At 74.3% G+C, this 19,880-nt stretch carries 18 protein-coding genes and 1 riboswitch; of the genes, 10 read left to right on the plus strand and 8 right to left on the minus strand.

Annotated features, from left to right (window positions below):
- The first annotated feature begins 22 nt into the window (after window positions 1-22).
- Window positions 23-607, plus strand: coding sequence for an RBBP9/YdeN family alpha/beta hydrolase (locus ACFT5B_RS15095; RefSeq protein ID WP_386799648.1), 585 nt, complete (start codon window positions 23-25; stop codon window positions 605-607).
- A gap of 23 nt (window positions 608-630) precedes the next feature.
- Here ACFT5B_RS15095 and ACFT5B_RS15100 read toward each other — a convergent pair whose 3' ends face one another.
- Window positions 631-1,443, minus strand: a complete 813-nt coding sequence (locus ACFT5B_RS15100) for an HAD family hydrolase (protein WP_386799650.1) — start codon at window positions 1,441-1,443, stop codon at window positions 631-633.
- 249 nt (window positions 1,444-1,692) lie between these two features.
- Complete coding sequence (gene guaA / locus ACFT5B_RS15105) at window positions 1,693-3,297, minus strand: glutamine-hydrolyzing GMP synthase (protein WP_386799653.1); 1,605 nt, start codon at window positions 3,295-3,297, stop codon at window positions 1,693-1,695.
- Window positions 3,298-3,430: 133 nt separating this feature from the next.
- Between guaA and ACFT5B_RS15110 the strand changes: the two genes are divergently transcribed.
- Window positions 3,431-3,661, plus strand: coding sequence for a hypothetical protein (locus ACFT5B_RS15110; RefSeq protein WP_386799655.1), 231 nt, complete (start codon window positions 3,431-3,433; stop codon window positions 3,659-3,661).
- 1 nt (window position 3,662) lies between these two features.
- On the opposite strand, the gene thiE is transcribed toward ACFT5B_RS15110, so the two are convergent.
- Window positions 3,663-4,325 carry a thiamine phosphate synthase gene (thiE, locus tag ACFT5B_RS15115; RefSeq protein WP_386799657.1) on the minus strand — a complete coding sequence of 221 codons (663 nt, stop codon included), beginning with the start codon at window positions 4,323-4,325 and terminating at the stop codon, window positions 3,663-3,665.
- Between the two features lie 17 nt (window positions 4,326-4,342).
- A riboswitch (TPP riboswitch) is annotated at window positions 4,343-4,485 on the plus strand.
- On the opposite strand from thiE, the gene ACFT5B_RS15120 reads away from it, so the two are divergent.
- From ACFT5B_RS15120 to ACFT5B_RS15135, 4 genes are all read left to right on the plus strand, one after another.
- Window positions 4,477-5,703, plus strand: a complete 1,227-nt coding sequence (locus tag ACFT5B_RS15120; RefSeq protein WP_386799658.1) for an FAD-dependent oxidoreductase — start codon at window positions 4,477-4,479, stop codon at window positions 5,701-5,703. (Overlaps the previous riboswitch by 9 nt.)
- Window positions 5,700-5,954, plus strand: coding sequence for a sulfur carrier protein ThiS (gene thiS / locus ACFT5B_RS15125; protein ID WP_386799660.1), 255 nt, complete (start codon window positions 5,700-5,702; stop codon window positions 5,952-5,954). The genes ACFT5B_RS15120 and thiS overlap by 4 nt, the downstream gene beginning before the upstream one ends.
- Window positions 5,947-6,759 (plus strand): thiazole synthase, encoded by an 813-nt coding sequence (locus tag ACFT5B_RS15130; protein WP_386799662.1) that lies wholly within the window; start codon window positions 5,947-5,949, stop codon window positions 6,757-6,759. The genes thiS and ACFT5B_RS15130 overlap by 8 nt, the downstream gene beginning before the upstream one ends.
- 43 nt (window positions 6,760-6,802) lie before the next feature.
- A complete protein-coding gene (locus ACFT5B_RS15135) occupies window positions 6,803-7,621 on the plus strand; it encodes a DUF1206 domain-containing protein (RefSeq protein ID WP_386799664.1) in 819 nt (272 codons plus the stop codon).
- 4 nt (window positions 7,622-7,625) lie between these two features.
- Here the strand turns inward: ACFT5B_RS15135 and ACFT5B_RS15140 are convergent, their stop codons facing one another.
- From ACFT5B_RS15140 to ACFT5B_RS15150, 3 genes are all read right to left on the minus strand, one after another.
- A complete protein-coding gene (locus tag ACFT5B_RS15140) occupies window positions 7,626-8,783 on the minus strand; it encodes a ThiF family adenylyltransferase (protein WP_386799666.1) in 1,158 nt (385 codons plus the stop codon).
- Between the two features lie 19 nt (window positions 8,784-8,802).
- A complete protein-coding gene (locus tag ACFT5B_RS15145) occupies window positions 8,803-9,084 on the minus strand; it encodes a GlsB/YeaQ/YmgE family stress response membrane protein (protein WP_386799668.1) in 282 nt (93 codons plus the stop codon).
- A gap of 107 nt (window positions 9,085-9,191) precedes the next feature.
- Window positions 9,192-9,626, minus strand: a complete 435-nt coding sequence (locus ACFT5B_RS15150; RefSeq protein WP_386799670.1) for a DUF3817 domain-containing protein — start codon at window positions 9,624-9,626, stop codon at window positions 9,192-9,194.
- Between the two features lie 109 nt (window positions 9,627-9,735).
- Between ACFT5B_RS15150 and ACFT5B_RS15155 the strand changes: the two genes are divergently transcribed.
- From ACFT5B_RS15155 to ACFT5B_RS15165, 3 genes are all read left to right on the plus strand, one after another.
- Window positions 9,736-11,526, plus strand: a complete 1,791-nt coding sequence (locus ACFT5B_RS15155) for an ABC transporter ATP-binding protein (RefSeq protein WP_386799672.1) — start codon at window positions 9,736-9,738, stop codon at window positions 11,524-11,526.
- On the plus strand, window positions 11,523-13,265 hold the full coding sequence (locus tag ACFT5B_RS15160; protein ID WP_386799674.1) for an ABC transporter ATP-binding protein: 1,743 nt from the start codon (window positions 11,523-11,525) through the stop codon (window positions 13,263-13,265). Before ACFT5B_RS15155 ends, ACFT5B_RS15160 begins: the two co-directional genes overlap by 4 nt.
- Before the next feature lie 130 nt (window positions 13,266-13,395).
- Entirely contained in the window at window positions 13,396-14,553 is a 1,158-nt protein-coding gene (locus tag ACFT5B_RS15165) for a TRM11 family SAM-dependent methyltransferase (protein WP_386799677.1), read from the plus strand.
- A 27-nt stretch (window positions 14,554-14,580) separates the two neighbouring features.
- Here the strand turns inward: ACFT5B_RS15165 and ACFT5B_RS15170 are convergent, their stop codons facing one another.
- Both ACFT5B_RS15170 and ACFT5B_RS15175 read right to left on the minus strand, forming a co-directional pair.
- On the minus strand, window positions 14,581-16,089 hold the full coding sequence (locus ACFT5B_RS15170) for an MFS transporter (protein WP_386799679.1): 1,509 nt from the start codon (window positions 16,087-16,089) through the stop codon (window positions 14,581-14,583).
- Between the two features lie 99 nt (window positions 16,090-16,188).
- Window positions 16,189-17,181, minus strand: coding sequence for an SURF1 family protein (locus ACFT5B_RS15175; RefSeq protein ID WP_386799681.1), 993 nt, complete (start codon window positions 17,179-17,181; stop codon window positions 16,189-16,191).
- A gap of 160 nt (window positions 17,182-17,341) precedes the next feature.
- Here ACFT5B_RS15175 and ACFT5B_RS15180 point away from each other — a divergent pair, with 160 nt between their 5' ends.
- A complete protein-coding gene (locus tag ACFT5B_RS15180; protein ID WP_386799683.1) occupies window positions 17,342-19,816 on the plus strand; it encodes a phosphoketolase in 2,475 nt (824 codons plus the stop codon).
- The last annotated feature ends 64 nt before the right edge of the window (window positions 19,817-19,880 follow it).

Raw genomic sequence — 19,880 nt, forward strand, 5'->3', positions numbered from 1 at the left:
CGCGGCGCCTTAGGCTCACGCCATGACGAGAGGCTTCCTGGTCCTGCACGGCTGGGGCAACCACCGCCCGCCGGAGCACTGGCAGCACTGGCTCGCCGGCGAGCTGGCCGAGCGCGGCCACGTGGTGCGCTACCCGCAGCTCCCCGACACGGACGAGCCGCGTCTGGAGGCGTGGCTCGACGCGCTCACGGCCGAGCTCGCCACCCTCGACCCGGCGAGCACGACGGTCGTGTGCCACAGCCTCGCCGTGCCGTTGTGGCTGCGCGCCGTCACGGACGGTCTCGTCCCGACGGTCGAACGCGTGCTGCTGGTGTCCCCGCCCTCGTCCGCGGTCCTGGCTTCGACCGTGGTCGCGCCGTTCGTGGCCTCACCGCCGACCACGACGGGCGCGCGGTCGGCGCTCGTCGTCACCGGGGAGGGCGATCCGTTCAGCCCCGAGGGACCGTGGGACGAGTACGCGACCCCGCTGGGCGCCGACGTCGTGACGGTCGCGGGCGGCGGCCACCTGACGCCGTCGGACGGGTTCGGCCCGGAGTGGCCCGACCTGCTGGACCGGTACCTCACGGTCCCGGCCGCCGCGGTCAGTGAGGACGCCGCGTCCCGCTGACGCGGGCGAGCAAGGAGCGCGGCTCAGCCGGACGCGAGCGCGACGGCGCGCTCGACGACCTGCGCGACGCCGTCGTCGGTGTTCGCGGGGCAGACCTCGTGGACCGCGTCCTGCACGGCCCGGCGCGCGTTGGCGACGGCGAAGGAGCGGCCCGCCCACCGGAGCATGGGCAGGTCGTTGGGGGCGTCGCCGAAGGCCCAGACGTCGTCGGCCGCGATGCCGCGCCCGGCGAGCCACGTCGCGAGCGTCGTGGCCTTGCTGACGTCGGGGCGCGAGATCTCGCCGAGGTCGGCGGCGCCGGAGTCGGCGACGGTGGCGAGCGGCCCGAACGCGTCAGCGAGGAGGGCGTGCAGGTCGGGTCGCGGCGTCCCGGTGCGCACGAGCAGCTTGAGGGTCGAGCCGGGCAGGAGGTCCTCGAGCCGCTCGACGAACGGCGTGCCGTCCGGCGTGGGGTGTTCGGACTCGTAGTGCCGCTCGAGCGTGATGCCGCCGGCGTGCTCGACGGCGAGCTGGGTGTTCCCCGGCCCGCCGAGCACGTCTCGCGCACGCCGGGCGAGCTCGCTCACGAGCGCGTCGTCCATGCCGTGCTCCTCGAGCACGGCGAGAGTCGCGACCTCGACGACGGCGGCGCCGTTGGAGCAGATGGCAACCCCGTGGCCGGCGACGTGCTCGGCGACGTCGTCGAGCCACCGCAGCGGCCGCGCGGTCACGAACACGACGTCGATCCCCACCTCGGCAGCCGCGACGAGCGCCCCAGCCGTCCGGGCCGACACGCGCCCGTCGGCCCCGAGCAACGTCCCGTCGAGGTCGGTGGCCACCACCCGAGGGGCTTTCACCGCGTCACTGCTCGCGACGCCGTCGTGCGCGAAAGGTCACCGGCGCACCTGCCCAACCACGCGGGCATGTCAGCGCACCCAGCGGCATGTGGACGCGCGCTGACGACCGGGTGTGGGGTCCGGGGTGTGTGCGCCGGTCGTGGCGGGTCTGGCGGGAGCCGGAGCGAGGAACGAGCGGAGGCGGATGGAAGACCGGCGCACAGACCCCGGACCCCACACCCCCGACGAGGCAACGCACCGACCGCCCGCTCACTCCCACTCGATCGTCGCCGGCGGCTTGCTGGTGACGTCGAGGGTGACGCGGTTGACGTCGGCGACCTCGTTGGTGATGCGGGTGGAGATGGTGGCGAGGACGTCGTAGGGCAGCCGCGTCCAGTCGGCGGTCATGGCGTCCTCGGACGACACGGGGCGCAGGACGACGGGGTGCCCGTAGGTGCGGCCGTCGCCCTGGACGCCGACGGAGCGGACGTCCGCGAGGAGGACGACGGGGCACTGCCAGATCTCGCGGTCGAGGCCGGCCTTGGTGAGCTCTTCGCGGGCGATGGCGTCGGCGGCGCGGAGGGTGTCGAGTCGTTCGGCGGTGACCTCGCCGATGATGCGGATGCCGAGGCCGGGGCCGGGGAACGGCTGGCGCCAGACGATGACCTCGGGCACGCCGAGCTCGAGCCCGACGGCGCGGACCTCGTCCTTGAAGAGGGTGCGGAGGGGTTCGACGAGCTCGAACTGGAGGTCGTCGGGGAGGCCGCCGACGTTGTGGTGGGACTTGATGTTGGCGGCGCCCTCGCCGCCGCCGGACTCGACGACGTCGGGGTAGAGGGTGCCCTGGACGAGGAACTTGACCTCGCCCCCGGCGCCGCCGTCGGCCTCGGCGCGCTCGACGATCTCGCGCGCCGCGTCCTCGAACGCGCGGATGAACTCGCGGCCGATGATCTTGCGCTTGGTCTCGGGGTCGGTGTGACCGGCGAGCGCGGTGAGGAACCGCTGCTTCTCGTCCCGGATCACGAGGTTGACGCCGGTCGCCTCGACGAAGTCGCGCTCGACCTGCTCGACCTCGCCCTCGCGCAGGAGCCCGTGGTCGACGAACACGCAGGTGAGCTGGTCGCCGACGGCCTTCTGGACGAGCGCGGCGGCGACGGACGAGTCGACGCCCCCGGACAGGCCGCAGATGACGCGGGCGTCGCCGACCTGCGCGCGGATCGCGGCGACCTGGTCGGCGATGACGTTGCCGGGCGTCCAGTCGGCGGCGAGCCCGGCACCCTCGTAGAGGAAGTGCTCAAGGACGGTCTGGCCGTGCGCGGAGTGCTTGACCTCGGGGTGCCACTGCACGCCGTAGAGGCGACGGCCCTGGTCCTCGAACGCGGCGACGGGCGAGCCGGACGACGTGGCGAGCACCTCGAAGCCCTCGGGGGCGCGGTGGACGGCGTCGCCGTGGCTCATCCAGGTCGTCTGGTGGTCGGGCGTGCCGGCGAGCAGGACGCCCGCCTCGCAGACCTCGACCTCGGTGCCGCCGTACTCGCGCAGCCCGGTCTGGGCGACCTCGCCGCCGAGTGCGCGGGCCATGGCCTGGAAGCCGTAGCAGATGCCCATGACGGGCACCCCGGCGTCGAACAGGGCGGGGTCGACGAACGGCGCACCCTCCGCGTACACGGAGGAGGGGCCGCCGGACAGGATGATCGCGGCCGGGTCCTTCGCGAGCATCTGCTCGACGGTGAAGGTGTGCGGGACGATCTCGGAGTACACCTTCGCCTCGCGCACGCGGCGCGCGATGAGCTGCGCGTACTGGGCGCCGAAGTCGACGACGAGCACGGGGCGGGGAGTCACGGGACCGGGGATGTCGGTGGCGGGAGTCGTCACCGTCCCAGGATAGTCGCGCCGGTGCGCCCGCCCGTGCGGGCCGTTCACCGATGGCAAGATGTCGGACGTGACTCCCGAGGACGCGAGCATTCCGCACAATCACGACCAAGACCACCACGACACCGGGCGATCGATGACGCGCGAGCAGCCTCGCTGGGAGCGCCGCCTGATCGGCCGAGCGTCGACCGTCGAGCAGGCCTGGTGGAGGTTCCTGCTCGATCAGCTCGTCGTGGCCTCGATCCTCTGGGGTGCGTTCGGCACTGGCGCCGCGACGTGGTGGAAGGTCGCGGCCGTCGTCGTGGTCGTCCTCGGCGAGATCTCCTACGTCTGGTCGCTCGTCAACGCGTACCGCTACCGCCGCTAGGTCACCCGAGCCGCTCGCGCAGCTCGCGGGCCGCGGCCTCCGGGTCGTCGGCGCCGGTGATCGCGCGCACGACGACGACCCGCGTCGCCCCCGCTTCCGCGACCTCGGCCACGGTGTCCGCGTCGATGCCGCCGATCGCGAACCACGGCGTCGTGGGCCGCGACGCGGCGACCCGGCGCACGAGGTCGAGCCCGACGCCCGGACGGCCCGGCTTAGTCGGCGTCGCCCAGACGGGTCCCACGCAGAAGTAGTCCACGTCGGGGTCTGCGTCCGCGGCGGCGGCCTGGGCGTCGTCGTGCGTGGAGCGACCCAGCACGACGCCGGGCCCGACGAGCGACCGCGCGGCCCGCACGGGCAGGTCGTCCTGGCCCGTGTGCAGGACGGGCGCGCCGGTGAGCTGCGCGACGTCGGCCCGGTCGTTGACCGCCCAGAGCGCGCCGTGCCGCCCCGCGACGTCGGCCACCATCTCGCACAGCGCGAGCTCGTCGCGGGTGTCGAGCGAGCGGTCGCGGAGCTGGACGACGTCCACTCCCCCGCGCAGCGCGGCATCGAGGAACGCCTCGAGGTCGGCGAGGTCGCGGCCTCCCGGCCGGGCGTCCGTGCACAGGTACAACCGGGCGTCGGCGAGACGGGTGACGGGCGCGGACGACGAGGGGGCGGCCATGCGGCGCGAGTGTAGTGTGACGCGTGCACGGGAGCCCCTCCCGCCCGGTCGTCGAACCTCGACGCCGTCCGGGGCCGGGGCTGAGAGGACGCCGGCGGAGGCGTCGACCGTCGAACCTGCTCTGGGTCATGCCAGCGAAGGGAGCATCCTCGTGCCTGCCGTCCCCCCGCCGCGCTCACGCGTGCCCGACGTCCTCGTGGTCGGGGGCGGCGTCGTCGGGCTGACGTGCGCCTGGTACGCCGCCCGCACGGGCGCCCACGTGACCGTCCTCGACCCCGCTCCGGGCGACGGGGCCACCCACGCCGCCGCGGGGATGCTGGCGCCCGTGGGCGAGGCCGAGCCCGACGACGTCGCCGCCACCGCGCTGCACCTCGCGGGCGCCGCGCGCTGGCCGGGTTTCGCGCGCGAGCTGGCCGACGCGTCCGGTGCGGAGCCCGGGTTCGAGGCCGCCGGCACGCTGCTGGTCGGCTACGACGCCGGCGACCGCGACGACCTGCGCCGCGTCCTCGGCACGCACGAGACCGCCGGCCTGCGCTCCGCGTCGCTGACCGTCGCGGACGCCCGCCGCCTCGAGCCGGCCCTCGGGCCGGTCGCGGCCGCCGCGCTCGCTCCCGACGACCACCGCGCGGACCCGCGTGCCACCCACCGGGCGCTCACCGTGGCCCTCGCCACCGCCGGGGCGCGGCGGGTGCGCGCCGCCGCCACGCGGCTCGTCCTCGACGGGAGCCGCGTGGTGGGCGCCGTCGACGACGCCGGGCACCTCCACCGCGCGGGGCTCACCGTCCTCGCCGCGGGCATGGGATCGGTGGCGCTCACCACCCTCCACGAAGCCCCGGACGCACCGCACGTGCCCGTCCCGGTGCGCGGCGTCGTCGGGCAGACCGTACGGCTCGAGGCGGGCCCCGACCTCGGGCTCACGCGGACCGTGCGGGGCCGGGTCCAGGGCCGGCCGGTCTACGTCGTGCCGCGAGCGCCGCGCCCTGACGGGACGCGCGAGGTCGTCGTCGGGGCGACGACCGAGGAGACCGCGGACGTCCGCCGCCCGCGCACCGGGGGCACCTTCGCGCTGCTGCGCGACGCCCGCGCGCTCGTCCCCGCGCTCGACGAGACCACGCTCGTCGACGTGACGCAGCGCGCCCGCCCGACGACACCCGACGGCCGCCCGCTCGTCGGGCCGTCCGGCGTGCCGGGGCTGTGGCTCGCGACGGGGCACGGCCGCAACGGCGTGCTCCTCGCGCCGATCACGGGCGCCGCGCTGGCCGCCGAGCTCACGGGCCGTTCCCCGGCCGACGCCGTCGCCCTCGCTGCCGCCGCGCCGGCCCGGTTCGCGGGCCGCGGCCGTTCCCTCACCCTCGAGCACGACAGGAGGACCGCATGACCCCGCCGCCCCCGGCGCGCACCGCGCCCGCCCCCACGACCCTCGTCAACGGCGAGCCGTACCCCCTCGACGGCGCCTTGCCGGTCGCCGACCTGGTGGCCCGGCTCGTCCCCGCGTTCGCGGCGGACCGCACGGCCCGCGGGATCGCCGTCGCGGTGGACGACGCCGTCGTGCCCCGGAGCCTCTGGGAGACGACCGCGGTGCTCCCGGGCGCCCGGGTCGAGGTCGTGGGGGCGGTGCAGGGTGGCTGACACGCTCACGATCGCGGGGACCCCGCTGCGGTCCCGGCTCGTCATGGGGACCGGCGGTGCGTCGAGCCTGCTCGCGCTCGAGGACGCGCTCGTCGCGTCCGGCACCGAGCTGACGACGGTCGCCCTGCGCCGGTTCGCGCCGACGCCGGCGGGCGCGGACAGGTCCGGCGACCACGGTGTCTGGTCGCTGCTCGAGCGCCTCGGCATCCGCGCCCTGCCCAACACCGCCGGCTGCTTCACCGCGCGCGACGCCGTGCTCACCGCCCGGCTCGGGCGCGAGGCCTGCGGCACCGACTGGGTCAAGCTCGAGGTGATCGCCGACGACGTGACGCTGCTCCCCGACCCCGTCGGCCTGCTCGAGGCCGCGGAGACCCTCGTGCGCGAGGGCTTCGTCGTCCTGCCCTACACGAACGACGACCCCGTGCTCGCGCGCCGCCTCGAGGACGTCGGCTGCGCGGCCGTCATGCCCCTGGGCTCCCCCATCGGCTCGGGGCTCGGGGTCGCGAACCCGCGGAACATCGAGGCCATCGCCGCCCGGGCCGGCGTGCCCGTGATCCTCGACGCCGGGGTGGGGACGGCGTCCGACGCGGCGCTCGCGATGGAGCTCGGGTGCGACGGCGTGCTGCTCGCCACGGCCGTCACGCGCGCGACCGACCCCGTGCGCATGGCGCGCGCCATGCGGCTCGCGGTCCAGGCCGGCCACGACGCCGCGCGCGCCGGCCGGGTGCCACGGCGCGAGCAGGCGCTCGCGTCGTCGCCCGTGGACGGCGTCGTGCGGGCGGGAAACCTGGACCTGGCGTTGTAGCGCCGGGAGAGCGAAGCGGTCCGGCGGGGGCTACGGTGACGCCGTGCCGACCACCGTGCCCTCCGCCCACGACGCCCGGGCCACCGCTTCCGCTGTCAAGGCCAGCACCCCGATGCGCGCTGCGGCTCGCGTCGGCTTCGCCGCCGCCGGCCTCGTCCACATCCTGATCGGGGTCGTCGCCCTGCGGATCGCGTTCGGGGGGAGCGGGTCGGCCGACCCGAGCGGGGCCCTCGCCACGCTCCGGAGACAGCCCGGCGGCCCGGTCCTGCTCTGGGTGATCATGGTCGCCCTGTTCGCGCTCGGGCTGTTCCTCCTGCTCGAGGCCGCCCTGGTGCGCGGCGGCGACCGGGACGCCTGGATGCGGCGCGTCAAGCAGGCCAGCAAGGGGTTCGCCTACCTCGCGGTCGGCGGCAGCGCCTACGGCGTCGCACGGAGCCACCAGTCGAGCAACAAGGGCACGACGCGGACCTGGAGCGCGCGCCTCCTCGACGCGCCCGGCGGTCGCGCGCTCCTCCTCGCCGTCGCGCTGGTGGTGCTCGGCGTGGCCATCTACTTCGTGGCGAAGGGCGTGCGCGCCACGTTCCGCGAGGACATCAGGGTCCCCGGGGGCACCCGGGGGCGTGCCGTCATGGCGCTCGGACGGACCGGCTACGTCGCCAAGGGCGTCGCGCTGGCCGTCGTGGCCGTCCTGACGGGGGTGGCCGCCGTCACGGCGGACGCCCGGAAGTCGGAAGGGCTCGACGGGGCTCTCAAGTCGCTCGCAGCCCTGCCCGCGGGCGTCGTCCTGCTGGCCGTCGTCGCCCTCGGCCTGATCGCGTACGGGGTCTACTTCTTCGCCCGCGCGCGCTACGCCCGACTCTGACGGGTCAGCGCGCCGCAGCAGCGGGGCGGGCGCGCCACGCGAGCAGGCCCCCGTCGACGACGCGGGCGTCCACCCCGACCGCGCGCGCGGCCTCGGTGACCCGCTCGGCGCGCGGGCCGGCCTTGCACAGCACCGCCACGACCGCGTCGCGCGGCAGCCCCGCGAGCGCCGCGTCCGCGTCCCCGGCGACGACCCGCCCGAAGGGCAGGTGGCGGACGTCGGCGTCGGCGGCCGGGTCGAAGGGCTCGGTGGCGAGCTCCCAGTCCTCGCGCACGTCGAGCACGACGACGCCGCCGCGCGTCAGGCGGTCGGCGAGCTCGCCGACGTCCATCCGGTCAGCGGCGGCCGCGGGCTCCGGGAGGGCGCACGCGACGGGCTCGGGCTCGGCGAGCGCGGTCACGGGCGTGCGGGCGGGGTCGGCGCGGACGGTGAGGTAGCGCCACTCGCCGTCGAGCGCGTCGTAGACGGCGAGGCGTCCGAGCAGCGTGCGCCCGACGCCGGTGACGAGCTTGATCACCTCGGTCGCCATCGCGGTCCCCACGGTCCCGCACACGACGCCGAACACGCCGGCCGTCGCACAGTCGGGCACGGTGCCGGGCGGCGGGGGCTCGGGGAAGACGTCCCGGTAGGTGACGCCGTCGACCTCGCCCACGCCCCGCGCACTGAACACGGCGACCTGCCCCGAGTACTGGTGGATCGCGCCCCAGACGACGGGGACGCCGGCGAGCTCGGCGGCGTCGGAGACGAGGTAGCGCGCCTCGAACGAGTCCGTCCCGTCGACGACGACGTCGTACCGGGCGAGCAGGTCGAGCGCGTTGGTCGCGTCGAGCCGGAAGGCGTGCTCCTCGACGCGGACGTGCGGGTTGACGCGCGCGACCGCCTCGCGCGCGGACGACACCTTGGGCCGTCCCACCTGCGCGTCGCCGTGGATCACCTGGCGGTGGAGGTTGGAGGTGTCGACGACGTCGTCGTCGACGATCCCGAGCGTGCCGACGCCGGCCGCCGCGAGGTAGAGCAGCACCGGGCTGCCGAGCCCGCCCGCCCCGACGACGAGCACGCGCGCGTCTCGCAGGCGCCGCTGCCCGGGCACGCCGACGCCCGGCAGCGCGAGCTGCCGGGCGTAGCGTGCGAGCTCGGCCGTCGTCATCTCGTCGTCGGCCATGCGCTCTCCGTCCGTCGGCTCAGATGCGTGCCCGACGGCCGCCGCGCCCGGCGTAGAGCGAGACGAACAGCGCCGCGAGGGCCACCTGGATCACGAGCTGGATCCAGTCGATGCCCTCAGTGTGCCGCACGTGGAGCCAGCCGGCGACGATCGCGCCCAGGAACGCCGCCACCATCCCGATGAGGATGGTCGCGAGGATGGAGATGTTCTGGCGTCCCCGGGCGAACAGCCTGCCCAGAGCGCCGATGACGAGCCCGACGACGATCGCGTAGATGATCCCGGTGAGGGTGATCGTGACCATGTGCTTCTCCCGCCTGTGAGGTTCCCCTGCGGACGAGGAACCATCATGCGGGCGAACCGGTACGTACGCCTGTTGTCAGGAAAGTCGGGCGCGACGGGCGGTCGTCGTCAGACGCCGTACTGGTCCGCGAGCACCTGGAGCTTGGCCTCGGCGTCGCGGTGCACCTGCTTCTCGACGATGAAGCTCATCACGGGGACGACACCGGCGAGGACCTGGGCGACGAGCCGCCCGAACGTCCAGCGCATCTTGGACCAGAGGTCGACGACGGTCACCAGGTAGATCACGTAGATCCAGCCGTGCGCGAAGGGGATCCAGCGGATCGCGTCCTCCCACGACACCTTGACGACGTAGTTGAGGATCAGCTCGACGCACAGGAGCAGGAGCATGACGCCGGTGACGATCGCCATCACGCGGTAGCGGGCGAGGGCGCCGCGCGCCTTGCGGATCGCGGTGCGGGCCGCCTCGGCCTGCTCGGACGTCGCGGCGGGCGCGCCGCCCGGGGTCGACGGGCCGGACGTGCTCGGGCTCGCGGGGGTGGTCATGCGGGGCCTGCCTCGGGCTTCGCGTCACGCACACGACGGTGCGCGGCTGGGCGTGCGCTGTGGGAAAAACCGTGGGCCTCGTGTGGGGGGCCCGACCTAATGTTACGAGGTGCGAACCCTCCCCCTTCCCGACCCGGGCACACCCCCGCTCGGATCCCCGGCACGCGCCCTGTGGTGGCAGGCGTGGCGTCAGCGCTGGATCCTGCTCGCGTCGCTGGTCGCGGGCACCGCGACCATGGTCTCCCAGGCCCTCACCCCTCTGTTCATCGGCCGCGCGCTGGACGACGGCCTGACGCACGGGTTCGGTTCCCAGCTGCTCGGCTGGTGCGCGATCATGCTGGTCAACGGCGCGGTGATGGTGGTCGGTGGCGCGTTCAGCCACCGGTTCGACGTGCAGAACTGGCTGCGCGCCTCGTTCTCGTTCTCGCAGCGGGTCGGCTACAAGGCGTCCCGCACCGGGCACCGCATCACGCAGAAGCTCCCGACGGGCGAGGTCGTCTCGGCCGTGGCCAACGACGCGCTGCGCATCGGCGACGTCTTCGCGATGGCCGGCCGGTTCGTCGGCGGCGTGCTCGCCTACGTGACGGTCGCCGTCGTCATGTGCACGCAGTCGCTCAAGCTCGGCCTCGTCGTCGTGGTCGGCCTGCCCGTCGTGGCGGGGATCATGGCGCTGCTCGTGAAGCCGCTCCAGTCGCGCCAGGCCACGCAGCGCGAGGCCCAGGGCCACCTGACGGCGCTCGGCGCCGACACCGTCTCGGGCCTGCGCATCCTGCGCGGGATCGGCGGCGAGGAGGTCTTCACGGGCCGCTACGCCGAGCAGTCGCAGAAGGTGCGCCGCGAGGGCGTGCGCGTCGCGACCGTCCAGTCGGTGTTCGACGGCCTCCAGGTGCTGCTGCCGGGCCTGCTCGTCGCGCTCGTGCTCTGGCTCGGGGCGCACGCGGCGGTCGCCGGCGAGATCACGCCGGGCGAGCTCGTGACCTTCTACGCCTACGCGGCGTTCCTGTCGTGGCCGCTGCAGCTCGCGACCCAGATGCTCCAGATGACGACGCGCGGCCTCATCTCGGCGGGCAAGGTCCAGGCCGTCCTGGGGACGCAGTCCGCGACGGAGTCCGCCGACGCCGTCACGCACGCCCCCGAGCCTGGCTCCGAGCTCGTCGACGAGGCGAGCGGGCTGCGGCTCGAGCCGGGCCGCGTCGTCGGGCTCGTGAGCGCGGACCCGGATGCCGCGGCGCGCGTCGCCACCCGCCTCGGCCGGTTCGACGACGAGGACGAGGCCGACACGCCCGTCCGCCTGGGCGGCGTGCGGCTCACCGACCTCGACAAGGACGAGGTGCGCCACCGCATCGTCGTGTCCGAGGCGACCACGCACCTGTTCTCGGGCGTGCTCGGCGAGGAGCTCGACGCGCGCGGCCGCGCGACCGAGGAGGACCTGCTCGCGGCGATGATGGTCGCCGACGCGCAGGACGTCCTCGACTCCGTGCCCGGCGGCCTGACCGGCGAGCTGCCCGAGAAGGGCCGGTCGCTGTCCGGCGGCCAGCGACAGCGCGTCGCGCTCGCCCGCGCCCTGCTCACCGACCCCGAGGTCCTCGTGCTCGTCGAGCCGACCAGCGCGGTCGACGCGCACACCGAGGCGCGGATCGCCGAGCGGGTCGCCGAGGTCCGGCGCGGGCGTACCACGCTCGTCGTCACCGCGAGCCCGCTCGTGCTCGACCACGTCGACGAGGTCGTGCTCCTCGAGGACGGGCTCGTGACCACCCACGGCACCCACGCCGACCTGCTCGGCCGCGGCGACGCCGCGGCGGCGCGCTACCGCGCCGTCGTCGGGCGTGGCATGGCCGACGACTCCTCGCAGGAGCCCGAGGACCCGGCCCGCCTGCAGACCACCGGAGGGACCCGATGACCGCCACCGTCCTGCCCATCGCGGACGGCGCCACCACCCGCCGCGCGACCGTCGCGCTGCTGCGCGCCCACGGCCGCGCCCTGACGCGCGTCGTCGTGCTCCACACGGTCGCCGCCGTCGCGGGCCTCGTCGGGCCGTGGCTGCTCGGCCGCATCGTCGACGACGTCACGGGCGGCACCACGGACACCGCGGTCGACCGCATGGTCGCCGTGCTGCTCGGTGCCGTGCTCCTGCAGGCCGTCGTGATCCGGTTCGCCCAGCAGGCGTCCATGGTCCTCGGCGAGCAGGTCTTCGCCGAGCTCCGCGAGGAGTTCATGGACACGGTCACGCGGCTCCCGCTGTCGACCGTGGAGCGCGCCGGGACGGGCGACCTCGTCGCCCGCACGACCAACGACGTCAACCGGCTCCAGCACGCCGTCCGCTTCGGGGTGCCGCGCATCATGGTGTGCGTCGTGACGATCGTCCTCACGCTCGTCGCGTCCTTCATCGTGGCGCCGCTCGTGTCCCTGGGGCTGCTCGTCGGCGTCCCGGCGATCGTCGTGGCGACGCGCTGGTACCTGCACCGCGCGACGCCCGGGTACCTGCGGGAGTCGGCGGCGTACGCGACCGTCAACGGCACCATCACCGAGGCCGTCGAGGGCGCCCGGACCACCGACGCGCTGCACCTGGGCGCGCGGATGCGTCGCCGCGTCGACCGCAACCTCCGCGAGGCCTTCGAGGCCGAGCGGTACACGCTGCGGCTGCGCACCGTCCTCATCCCGTCGGTCGACGCCGCGTTCGCGTTCGCGCCCGTCGCCGTGCTGCTGTGGGGCGGGTGGCTGCTGTCGCAGGGCCACACGTCGGTCGGCGCCGTCACGAGCGTCGTGGCGTTCGGCATGCAGCTCGGCGGCCCGGTCTTCGACCTCATCTTCTGGCTCGACGAGCTCCAGGTCGCCGGCGTCTCCCTGTCGCGCGTCATCGGCGTGCGGCTCGTCGACCAGGACCGCGAGGCCGGCACCGCCGTCCCCGCGGACGAGCACGTCGTCGGGACGCAGGTCCGCTACGCCTACCGCGAGGGCCACGACGTCCTGCACGACGTGGACCTCGACCTGCGGGTCGGCGAGCGCCTCGCGATCGTCGGGCCGTCGGGTGCCGGGAAGTCGACGCTCGGCCGGATGCTCGCCGGCATCCACCCGCCCACCGGCGGGTCGGTCACCGTCGGCGGGGTCCCGCTCGTCGAGCTGCCGCTCGAGGACCTGCGCCGCCACGTCGCGCTCGTGACCCAGGAGCACCACGTGTTCGTCGGGACGCTCGCCGACAACCTGCGCCTCGCCGACACCACGGCGACCGACGAGCAGCTGCTCGACGCCCTCGAGGCCGTCGACGCCCGCACCTGGGCCGAGGCGCTCCCCGAGGGGCTCGCCACCGCCGTCGGCTCCGGCGGGCACGCGCTCAGCCCCGCGCAGGCGCAGCAGATCGCGCTCGCCCGGCTCGTCCTGCTCGACCCGCACACGCTCGTGCTCGACGAGGCGACGTCCCTGCTCGACCCGCGCGCCGCCCGGCACCTCGAGCGCTCGCTCAACGGCGTGCTCGAAGGGCGGACCGTCGTGGCGATCGCGCACCGGCTCCACACCGCGCACGACGCCGACCGCGTGGCCGTGGTCGACGGCGGCCGGATCACCGAGATCGGGCCGCACGACGACCTCGTCGCCGCGGGCGGGGACTACGCGAAGCTGTGGCACTCGTGGCAGCACGAGTAGTCGTGCTGGTCTGACTCGGCCGGGCTGGCTCCCCGCATCGCCGACTGCCGAGTCGCCGGAATCTGCTGTATCACCAGCCGGTGGGCAGCAGATTCCGGAGGTTCGGCGGCGGGGCGGCGCGCACGGGAGAATGCTGCCCGTGACCCGGTACGCCTTCCTCGTCTCCCCGTCGCACAACCGCGTGTACGCGCAGGCAGCGCCAGCGCTCGCCGTCGCCGAGATGGCGGTGCTGGCCGAGCGCGCCTTCGAGGGGCGGCTCCGCGACGTCGGGACGACGACGCTCGGCGGGCTCCCCTACGTGACGTTCACGCTCGACGACGCCGCCCGGCCCGACACGGCCGGCACCGACCTCGCGCTGCTGTCGGCGCTGTCGTCGGCGTACGCGCTGTTCGTCGTGGACGGTGACGGGGACGACGCGACGCTGCGGCCGGTGACGCGGGCGGCCGTCGACCTGTTCGACTCGGACCTGCTGACCGTGCAGAAGTACGCCGGGAAGACCAACGAGGACTTCACTCGCCTGCTCGTCAACGTCACGGTCGCGGCGACGGACCGCCCCCGCGACCTCGCCGGCCCCTGGACCACGCGCCCCGACGGGGCCCGGCGCCGGCTGCGGGTCCTCGACCCGATGGCCGGGCGCGGCACCACCCTCAACCAGGCGCTCGTCCGCGGCTGGGACGCGGCGGGCGTCGACGTCGACCAGAAGGACGTCGAGGCGTACGCGACGTTCCTGCGGACCTGGCTCAAGAACCACCGGCTCAAGCACACGGCCGGGCTCTCGACCGTGCGCCGGGACGGCAGGAGCCTCGGCCGCCGGTTCGAGGCGACGGTCGGCGCCACCGCGGACGAGTACCGCGCGGGCGACACGATCGCCGTCGAGCTCGTCAACGCGGACACCGTGCGCGCGGCCGACCTCTTCCCCGCGGGGCACTTCGACGCGATCGTCACGGACGCGCCGTACGGGGTCCAGCACGGCAACCGCGCGTCGGGCACGCGCGGCGCAGGCGGGCGGTCCACCCCGCACGACGAGCTGACCCGCTCCCCCGTCCCCCTGCTCACCAAGGCGCTCCCCGGCTGGGTCCGGCTGCTGCGCCGGGGCGGCGCCGTCGGGATCTCGTGGAACGTCCGGGTCGCGCCGCGGGCCGCGCTCGAGGACGTGCTCCGGGACGCAGGGCTCGAGGTGCTCGGCGACGTCCGCGACGACGCGGCGCCCGACCCGTGGCACGGGTTCGAGCACCGCGTCGACCAGGCGATCCAGCGCGACCTCGTCGTGGCGCGCAAGCCGCGCTGAGCGCGCGCCCCGCCTGCCGCGACGGGATCAGGCGGACGCCGGCTGGAGCTCCGGCTCAGCCGTCTCCTCGTCGTCGGCGTGCTCCTCGGTCGATCGCGAGTTCGTCAGCGTCGAGGCGCCGAAGGCGGCCAAGACCCCGACGACGACGGCCAGCACGACGTAGGTGACGCGCTCGCCGTGGAAGAACGACGCGATCAGCTCGTTGCTCCAGGCCCCCGGAGGGAGCTGGCTCGCGACGAGGGTCGCGATGAGCGTCCCGACGACCGCCGTCCCGACGCTCGTGCCGACCTCCTGGGCGGTGTCGTTGAGTGCCGTGCCCATCGACGTGCGGTTGGCGGGCATCTCGTCCACGAGGGCCACGGCGCACACGGTCATCACCGTGCGCAGGCCGACGGTCATGACGACCATGGCGAGGGCGATCACGAGGTAGCCGTGCTCCACGCCGTACGCCATGCCGCCCACGCCCGCGGCCAGGAAGGCCGCGCCGACGAGGCAGGCGACGCGGTGCCCGAAGCGGGAGACCAGCCACTCCGAGAACGGGGTCGCGCCGAGCATCGTGAGGATCATCGGCAGGTTCGCGAGGCCGGCCTTGACGGGGCTCCAGCCCCAGGCGTACTGAAAGTGCAGGACGAGCCCGAACATGATCCCGGCCATCGCGACCGCGGTGCCGACCTGCGCGATCGACGCACCGCGCACGGTGCCGTTCCGGAACAGCGTGAGGTCGAGCATCGGGGCGGGGGTGCGACGCTCGCGCAGGACGAACAGCACCGCGGCGAGGACCGCGCCGGCGACGCAGCCCAGCGTGATCGCGGAGAGCCAGCCGTGCTGGACGCCGCTCGTCAGCGCGTAGCAGCCGAGGCCGATGGTCGCGATGCTGAGAGCAGCGCCCGGCAGGTCGAGCTTGTCGTCGGTCAGGCCGTCCTTGGTGTCGGCGGCGACCCCGAGCCGCACGCCGATCCACGCGATCAGCGCGATCGGGAAGTTCACGAGGAGGAGCCACTGCCACGCGACGTGAGCGAGCGCGGTGCCGCCGAGCAGCGGGCCGAGGATGAAGCCGGACATGCCGACGACCATCATCACCGTGATGGCCCGCATCCGGAGGGCCTTGTCGTCGAAGAGACGGAACACCAGGGAGTTCGTCACGGGCGCCATGGCGGCGGCGGCCAGGCCCAGCAGGGCGCGCAGCGTGATGAGCTCGCCGCTCGTGGACACCGCGGCCGCGCCGAGGCTGATGATGCCGAACGCGGCGAGACCGACGAGCAGCACGCGACGGCGCCCGAACCGGTCGGCGATCGAGCCGGCCGTGAGGAGGAGCCCACCGAACGTGAGCGAGTACGCGCCGCTGACCCACTGCAGCGCGGTGGTGCTGCTGCCGAGGTCGCGCCCGATCGTGGGCAGCGCGATCGACATGAGCGTGTTGTCGACCATCTCGACGAAGAAGGCCAGGCAGAGTGCCGCCATCGGGATCCAGGCGGCCCGGAGGGACGAGTAGGTGCGCGACGTGGCGGGTCGCGGCTGAAGTTCGGTCGTGGTCATGCAGACGATGGTCGTCGGGTGCGTTGACACCCCGCTGACGCGGGCCTGCCGCCGCTGACATCTCGCTGACAGCGCGGCCCGGGCGCCCCCGAGACGGGCTCAGCGCTTGGCTGGGAGGCCCGCGATGCCGTCCTCGCCGCGACGGACGCGCACCTTGCGGCCGGGCGGCGCCGCGGGCGCGGGGCCGTCCGCCGCCGCGAGCGCGGCGTTCTCGTGGTCGCGCTGGTCGCGGACGATCCTCCACCACACGAACACGGCGAAGACGGCGAAGAGCCACCACTGGAACGCGTACGACATGCTCTGCAGGTTCACGTCGCCCGAGCCCTCGACCTTCGGCCGCGGCAGGACGGCGACCGCGGCGGCGGCTGCCGGTTCGGAGTCGCGCAGCACCACGTACCCGCTGTAGATCGGGCCGCCCCACCGGTTCGCGAGCTGCGCGGACGACACCGAGTCGACCTGCCCGTCGGGCAGCGTGTGCCCGGCACCGTTCGTCGCCTCCGAGGCCTGCAGGTAGCCGTTCACGCGGACCGTGCCCGACGGCGCCGCCGGCGCATCCGCGGGTGTCGCCACCCAGCCGCGCACCACGGGGACCACGGGCGCGCCGCCCGAGAGCCCGCGCCACGACGCGCCCTGCGTGCCGTCGTCGGACACGCGCAGCGGGGTGAGCACGAGGTAGCCGGTGCGGCCGCCCAGGGCACGGCCCGGGACGAGGACCTGGCCGTCGGCCTCGTACGTCCCCTGGACCCACACGAGGTCGCCGACGAGCTTGCCCGTGAACGTCGTCTGCGGCGCGAGCACGGTGCCGAGGCCCTCGGGCCCGCGTGCCTCCTCGGACGCGAGCTTGGCGTCGAGCTCCTTCTGCTGCGCGGCGTCGCCGCGCGCGTACGCACGGTCGAGCTGCCAGGCGCCGAGGCTCCCGCACAGGGCCGCGAACGCGAGCAGGACGGCGAGGAGCCCGATCATCCGAGGCCGGCGGGCCACGCTGCCCCATGTCACGGGTCCGACGACGCGCGGGGGCCGCCCGGGCCGCTGGGGCGCGGGCGAGGGCGCGCCGGGGGCGGCCGGCGTCGTCGGGAGTGCCGGGGAGACCACGCCACCACGGTAGCGGCGCTGCCTGGGAGAACCTGTCCGGCGGGTGCGGTGCGGGCCGCCCCGCAGCGTCGGGTTCGTCACGTGCGCCCGACGCGCGGCGGCAGGCCCCGTGCGATGGAATGAGGGCACCATCAGCACAGCCCTGAGGAGTGTGTGATCGATGTCCTCCTGGACCGCCCTTCCGGACCACACCGTGAGCGACGACACGGTCGCTCGGATCGACCGGTGGTGGCGCGCCGCGAACTACATGTCCGTGGGTCAGATCTACCTGCTGGACAACCCGCTCCTGCGGCGGCCGCTGACTCGTGACGACGTCAAGCCGCGCCTGCTCGGCCACTGGGGCACCACGCCGGGCCTGAACTTCCTCTACGCGCACCTCAACCGCGCGATCGCGCAGCGGCAGCAGTCGACCATCTACGTCGCCGGCCCCGGCCACGGCGGTCCCGGTCTGGTCGCGAGCACGTACCTCGACGGCACCTACTCGGAGCTCTACTCGGACATCACTGAGGACGAGGAGGGCCTGCGCAAGCTGTTCCGCCAGTTCTCCTTCCCGGGCGGCATCCCGTCGCACGTGGCGCCGGAGACGCCGGGCTCGATCCACGAGGGCGGCGAGCTCGGCTACGCGCTGTCGCACGCGTACGGCGCCGCGTTCGACAACCCCGACCTGCTGGTCGCCGCGGTCGTCGGCGACGGCGAGGCCGAGACCGGCCCGCTCGCGACGAGCTGGCACTCCAACAAGCTGCTCAACCCCGCGCACGACGGCGTCGTCCTGCCGATCCTGCACCTCAACGGGTACAAGATCGCGAACCCCACGATCCTCGACCGGATCGGGCAGGAGGAGCTCGAGTCGCTCCTCACCGGGTACGGGCACAAGGTCCACTGGTTCGAGGTGGCCGACGAGTCCGACGAGCCGTTCGAAAGCATCCACCGGCGCTTCGCTGAGACGCTCGACGAGGTGCTCGACGAGATCGCGGCGATCAAGGCAGAGGCAGCACGGCAGGGCGAGGCCGGCGAGGACGTCACGCGCCCCGCGTGGCCGATGATCGTGTTCCGGACCCCCAAGGGCTGGACGGGCCCCGAGTACATCGACGGCAAGAAGACCGTCGGCTCGTGGCGCGCCCACCAGGTGCCGCTCGCGAACGCGCGGGACACGCCCGAGCACCTCAAGGTCCTCGAGGACTGGCTGCGGTCGTACCGCGCGGAGGAGCTCTTCGACGACGACGGCGCGATCGACGGCGACATCCGCGAGCTGGCGCCCGCGGGCGACCTGCGGATGAGCGCCAACCCGCACGCCAACGGCGGGATCCTCCTGCGCGACCTGCGGCTGCCCGACTTCCGCGACTTCGCCGTCGACGTGCCGAAGCCGGGGTCCGGCGTCGTCGAGGCGCCGCGCGTCCTCGGCGAGTTCCTCACCGAGGTGATCCGCCGCAACCCGGACAACTTCCGGATCTTCGGCCCGGACGAGACCGCGTCGAACCGGCTGCAGGCCGTCTACGACGTGACCGGCAAGCAGTGGAACGCCGACTACTTCTCCCCCGAGGTCGACGAGCACCTGGTGCGCGTCGGGCGCGTCATGGAGCAGCTGTCCGAGCACCAGTGCCAGGGCTGGCTCGAGGGCTACCTGCTGACCGGGCGGCACGGCCTGTTCACCAGCTACGAGGCCTTCATCCACATCGTCGACTCGATGTTCAACCAGCACGCCAAGTGGCTCAAGGTCACCAACCACATCCCGTGGCGGCGCCCGATCGCGAGCCTCAACTACCTGCTCTCCAGCCACGTGTGGCGCCAGGACCACAACGGCTTCAGCCACCAGGACCCCGGCTTCATCGACCACGTGGTGAACAAGAAGGCCGAGGTCGTGCGGGTCTACCTGCCGCCGGACGCCAACACGCTCCTGTCGACGTACGACCACTGCCTGCGCAGCCGGCAGTACGTCAACGTCGTGGTCGCGGGCAAGCAGCCGGCCCCGCAGTTCCTGTCCATGGAGCAGGCGGTCGCGCACTGCACGCGCGGCCTCGGGATCTGGGACTGGGCCGGCACCGAGACCGAGGGCGAGGAGCCCGACGTCGTGCTGGGCTGCGCGGGCGACGTCCCGACGCTCGAGGTGCTGGCCGCCGCCGAGATCCTGCGCACGCGCATCCCCGACCTGCGGGTCCGGGTGGTGAACGTCGTCGACCTCATGCGCCTGCAGGACGAGAAGGAGCACCCGCACGGGCTCTCCGACAAGGACTACGACACCCTGTTCACCCGCGACAAGCCGGTCATCTTCGCCTACCACGGCTACCCGTGGCTCATCCACCGCCTCACGTACCGCCGCACGGGCCACGCGAACCTCCACGTGCGCGGGTACAAGGAGGAGGGCACCACGACGACGCCGTTCGACATGGTCATGCTCAACGACCTCGACCGGTTCCACCTGGTCATCGACGTCATCGACCGCGTCCCGGGCCTCGCGTCGCGGTACGCCGGCCTGCGGCAGGAGATGCAGGACAAGCGCCTCGAGGCCCGCCAGTACACGCGCGAGCACGGCGACGATCTGCCCGAGGTGCGCGACTGGGTGTGGCCCGACGCGCAGGACCTCTCGGACGCCGGCCAGGTCGACGCGACGATCGGGACGGGCGGCGACAACGAGTAGCCCCACCGAGCCGAGCGAGCGGGCCCGGCGTCGAGCCAGCGGAGCGTGCCCGCTTGCTCGACGC

Source organism: Luteimicrobium sp. NPDC057192, from assembly GCF_042670205.1.
Taxonomy (GTDB): Bacteria; Actinomycetota; Actinomycetes; order Actinomycetales; family Cellulomonadaceae; genus Luteimicrobium.

Excerpts from the sequence above, each read along its gene's own strand:
- thiS (WP_386799660.1), top strand. The coding sequence starts at position 5,700 with ATGACCCCGCCGCCCCCGGCGCGCACCGCGCCCGCCCCCACGACCCTC.
- ACFT5B_RS15180 (WP_386799683.1), top strand. The coding sequence starts at position 17,342 with ATGTCCTCCTGGACCGCCCTTCCGGACCACACCGTGAGCGACGACACG.
- ACFT5B_RS15110 (WP_386799655.1), top strand. The coding sequence starts at position 3,431 with ATGACGCGCGAGCAGCCTCGCTGGGAGCGCCGCCTGATCGGCCGAGCG.
- thiE (WP_386799657.1), bottom strand. The coding sequence starts at position 4,325 with ATGGCCGCCCCCTCGTCGTCCGCGCCCGTCACCCGTCTCGCCGACGCC.
- ACFT5B_RS15165 (WP_386799677.1), top strand. The coding sequence starts at position 13,396 with ATGCTGCCCGTGACCCGGTACGCCTTCCTCGTCTCCCCGTCGCACAAC.
- ACFT5B_RS15140 (WP_386799666.1), bottom strand. The coding sequence starts at position 8,783 with ATGGCCGACGACGAGATGACGACGGCCGAGCTCGCACGCTACGCCCGG.
- ACFT5B_RS15095 (WP_386799648.1), top strand. The coding sequence starts at position 23 with ATGACGAGAGGCTTCCTGGTCCTGCACGGCTGGGGCAACCACCGCCCG.
- ACFT5B_RS15170 (WP_386799679.1), bottom strand. The coding sequence starts at position 16,089 with ATGACCACGACCGAACTTCAGCCGCGACCCGCCACGTCGCGCACCTAC.
- ACFT5B_RS15145 (WP_386799668.1), bottom strand. The coding sequence starts at position 9,084 with ATGGTCACGATCACCCTCACCGGGATCATCTACGCGATCGTCGTCGGG.
- ACFT5B_RS15160 (WP_386799674.1), top strand. The coding sequence starts at position 11,523 with ATGACCGCCACCGTCCTGCCCATCGCGGACGGCGCCACCACCCGCCGC.
- ACFT5B_RS15150 (WP_386799670.1), bottom strand. The coding sequence starts at position 9,626 with ATGACCACCCCCGCGAGCCCGAGCACGTCCGGCCCGTCGACCCCGGGC.